The organism is Patulibacter americanus DSM 16676, from assembly GCF_000420025.1.
Lineage (GTDB): Bacteria > Actinomycetota > Thermoleophilia > Solirubrobacterales > Solirubrobacteraceae > Patulibacter > Patulibacter americanus.
On the sequence record NZ_ATUD01000027.1, the window covers coordinates 1 to 4,068 of the forward strand.

Genomic DNA, 4,068 nt, shown 5'->3' on the forward strand with positions numbered 1-4,068 from the left:
TGCTCGCCGGCGCGGGCGGCCTCGATCGCGGCGTTCAGCGCGAGGAGGTTCGTCTGGCCGGCGATGCCGGTGATCGTGTCGACGATGCCGCCGATGCGCTCGGACTTCTCGCCGAGCTCCTCCATCGCGGCGATCGTGCCGGCCGAGACCTGGTTCATCTCGGTCATCGCGGCGGCGGAGCGCCCGGCGGCCGTCTGGCCCTCGAGGGCGGCGGCGCGCGCGGCCTCGGCGGCCGAGGCCGTCTGCTGCACAGCCTCGGAGCCCTGCGTCGTGGCGGTCGACATCTCGTCGGCGACCGTGCGGGTGGACTCGGCGGTGCGGGCCTGGCGCTCGGCGCCCTGGGCGACGTCGGACACGGCGTGGGCGATCTCGCCGACGGCGCGCCCGGCCTCCTCGGAGGTCGACGCCATCTGCTGCGACGACGCCGACAGCGTCTGCGCCGTCTGCGCGACCTGGTCGATCATGCCCGTCAGCGACTGGCGGCTGGCGTTGTAGCCCTCGATGGAGGCGCCGGCCTTCAGGCGCATGTCGTTGATGGCCTGGGCGATGTCGCCGAGCTCGTCGTTCGGGAAGCGCTCGATCGGCTTCGTCACGGGGGTCGTGGCGTGCGTCAGGTCGCCCTCGGACATCTTGGTCAGGCCGATCTGGAGGTCGGTCAGGCAGTTGTCCCCGAGCGAGCGGACGCGCCCCAGGATCTCGCCGACGATGCGGGTGATGCCGCGGGCGACGAAGAACGCGATCGCGAAGCCCGCGATGAGCGCGAGGACCAGGAGGATGATCGACGTCGTCCGCGACGAGGTGAACGTGTCCTGGGCCTGGACGCTGCGGTTCTTCGCCCAGGCGGCGACCTCCTCGGAGAACGCGCGGTTGTTCACCTTGATGAGCCTGTACGGCTCGCCGTTGAGCTCGCGGTTGGCTGCGGCCACGACGCCGAACTGCCGGACGGTCTCCTGCGTGGCGGGGCCGTTCGACGTGTTGGCGGCCGTGATCTGCTTCAGGACCGCGTCACGGGCGGGCAGGTAGGTGGCGTAGCCCTCCTCCAGGCCGGTGAGGCGCTGGCGGAGCTTGGGGTCCTTGACCGACGTCTCGAGCCGCCCGAGGCGCTGCTTGATCTCCGCGTCGTTCTCGGCGATCGTCTCGAGGTCCGTCTTGCGGTTCTCGGCGGTGTAGCCGGGGTCGGCGGTGCCGAGCAGCAGGCCGGCGACGAGGCGGCGGTTGTCGTTCGTGCGGGAGCGCAGCGCCGAGATGTCGGCGAGCGGGGCGGCACCCTGGTCGTACATGGCGCGGGCGTCGTCGTTGACGCCGCTCAGCGAGCGGATGCCTACGAGGGCGATCAGCGCCGTGAAGGCGAGGAGGATGCCGCTCAGCCCGAAGAGCTTCATCTTCAGGCTGATGCGGCGGTTGCGGAGTGACATGTGGGGTCCTGGTGTTCCGAGGGGTTGACGCCCCGCTGATCGGCGTAACCGGGGCACCTTTGAACCGGTGTCAAACGGGTGTCCAGACGGCGCATGGGCGCTCAGGGGGCCGGGGTCGCGCGAGTACCGGGTCGAGCAGGCCGCTCCGCCGTTCCTCGCCGCCTACGACGGTGGTCCGTTCGTGCGCGTCCCCGGCCCGCTCCGGCCGATCACCCGGTCGTCCGCTCCGGACGCGCAGGATCCCCGCCGTGTTCGACCACCCCGCCCAACCTCTCGTCCCGCCCGGGGCCGTCGTCGACGGCGCCGTCGCCGCGGGCTGCATCGCCGACGCGTCGGCGGCCGCACACGCCGAGGGCGCCGCTCCCGGCGGCGCGTCCACGGGGACGGAACCCGTTCTCGATGCGGCGGCGGAGACCCCGGCCGCGCGCTGGAGCACGGCGTTCGCCGCGCTCAACGGCGCGGTGGAGACCATCTTCGACGAGCTCCCCGTGAGCCTGGCGGTCTGCGACACCACGGGTCGACTCCTCGAGGTCAACGCTGCGTGCTGTCGCATGTTCGCCAGCACCCGCGACGACCTCCTGGCCACGACGGTCCACGCGCTGAGCCTGCCGGACGAGGTCCCCCCGACGTTCGAGCTCGAGCGCTCGCTGCTGCTCGGCACGATCCCGCAGTACCGCCTCGAGCGCCGCTACGTCACCGCCCATGGCGAGGTCCGCCGCGGCCTCTTCTCCGTCACCCGGGTCGGCCGGGACCGCATCGTCATCCAGGGCGTCGACGTCTCGAACGTCGTGGGTCGCGACCTGCCGCCCGTCCACGAGCTGTGGGATCCGGCCCGCTTCGCCGTCGCGCTCGAGCGCCAGATGCTGCGGGGCCGCCACTTCGGCGAGACCGCCGTCCTCCTGACCCTCGACCTCGGTGACCTGGCCTCCGTTCCGCAACCGGCGCCGGGCACCTCCGCCCGCCGCGGCCGCCAGCAGGCGATCCGCGAGGCGTTCACGGCCGTCCGTGGCCCGCTCGACCTGGCTGCGGCGCTCGAGCCGCGCCGGTGGGCGCTGCTGCGCCCGCAGGTCGCCCGGGACGACGCCCGCGCCGTCGCCGACCGCTTCGCCCGCGCCATCGAGCGCGGCTCCGTCGTCGCCCGTGACGACGGCCCCACCTTCCGCGTCTCCGTCGGCGCCGTCCTCCTCGGCCCGGCCACCACGGACGCCTCCGCCGTCCTGGCTGCTGCCCGCGCGGCGGTCCTGCGCGCCCGCCGGACCACCGGCCGGTTCGTCCTCCTGGGCGACCGCCTGCTCGCCGACCGCCCGGCCTGAGGCAGGCCGAGCGGGGCCGTCGGGCGGCCTGGGGCCGTCGGGCGGCGCGGGGCCGTTAGGCCGCGCGGAGCCGCCGGGCCGCACGGGGCCGCCGGGAGCACCGCGGCCGGCCCCGGCGCACGCCGCTCCGGCACGCGAACGGCCACGAACCGGCCGCCCGCGCGGACGCCGGCGGGCGGGGATCGCACACGCATCGCCGCGTTATGTCCTGAGGGACATATCCCATGCCCCCGGGACATGTGCCGGCACGGTGCGCGTGGTCTCGGCGTGGCGCCGGGAGACGGGCGCGCGCTCGCTGCGCCCTAATCGCCGCCGTGCCCTGATCGCCGCTGCGCCCCGATCGCCGGCGCGTCCCGATCGCCGGCGGCCAGCCGGGTCGCCTGACGGACGGGCCGCCGGTTGGGGTGGTCGGTCGGCCCCGTGCGGCCGGAGGCTGGCCGGCGTCAAGGGGGAGGGAGCGCGCTGGCTGCGGTCGATGTACGTCTCGGCCGCCCCGCTGACGGCGAGACGGCCATCGACGGCCTCTGGCGCCCACCATCCAGGTCTCGTTCGTGCGCGGTCGCGAGTCGTACATCGCCGCCATCCCACTGGCGGCTTCGCGTCCCCCCGTGGTCACGAGGTGCAGCGGATCGACGTTCGGTGACGCAGCCGGCCCGCGGCCCGGCACGTCGTGACACCACGACCGCGTCCCGCCACCCACGACGACGCCCCGCGGAGAGCCGCGGGGCGTCGTCGTCGGCCGGCGGAGTCTTCCGGCCGGCAGGGGCGCGAGCGCGCTCGCCGGCGCCCCCGTACCGGGGGGGCGGCGCGCCTTCCGGCGCGCCGCCCGCTGGGGTCTGCCGTCAGTCGGCGTCGGGGCCCGTGAGCACGAAGCCGGCGCAGAGGCGGTCGAGCTCCTCCGCGGTGCGGGCGAGCTCCTGGGCGGAGGCGGCGACCTCCTGGGTGGAGGCGCTCGTCTCCTCGGTGGACGCCGAGACCTGCTCGGACGAGGCGGAGGACTGCTCCGCGACGGCGGCGACCTCGGCCACGTCCTCGCGGACGCGGTCGGCGCTGTGGGCGATCTCGTCCATCACGACAGCGATCTGGTCGATCCGGGCGTGCACGTCGGTGACGGAGCCCGTGATGCGGGAGAACGCCTTGGTGCTCTCCGTGGAGGTCGCGGTGCAGACCTCGATCTGCTCGTTCGCGCGGCCGATCGTGGCGCTCGTGCGCCCGGCGTCCGCCTGGATCTCCTCGACGAGTGAGGCGATGGAGGCCGCGGCGTCCTGGGACTCCTCGGCGAGCTTGCGGACCTGCTCGGCGACGACCGCGAAGCCGCGGCCCTGCTCGCCGGCGCGGGC

The 4,068-nt window shown here is 74.8% G+C and carries 3 protein-coding genes; 1 reads left to right on the forward strand and 2 read right to left on the reverse strand.

Translation table 11 applies throughout. The features are described 5' to 3' along the window. On the reverse strand, window positions 1-1,415 hold a 1,415-nt coding region (locus tag F593_RS0121075; protein WP_022930727.1), incomplete at its 3' end, for a methyl-accepting chemotaxis protein. A gap of 248 nt (window positions 1,416-1,663) precedes the next feature. On the opposite strand from F593_RS0121075, the gene F593_RS27345 reads away from it, so the two are divergent. Further along, a complete protein-coding gene (locus tag F593_RS27345; RefSeq protein WP_022930728.1) occupies window positions 1,664-2,728 on the forward strand; it encodes a PAS domain S-box protein in 1,065 nt (354 codons plus the stop codon). A gap of 842 nt (window positions 2,729-3,570) precedes the next feature. Here the strand turns inward: F593_RS27345 and F593_RS27350 are convergent. Then, the coding region (locus F593_RS27350) for a methyl-accepting chemotaxis protein (RefSeq protein WP_022930729.1) at window positions 3,571-4,068 on the reverse strand (498 nt) is incomplete at its 5' end.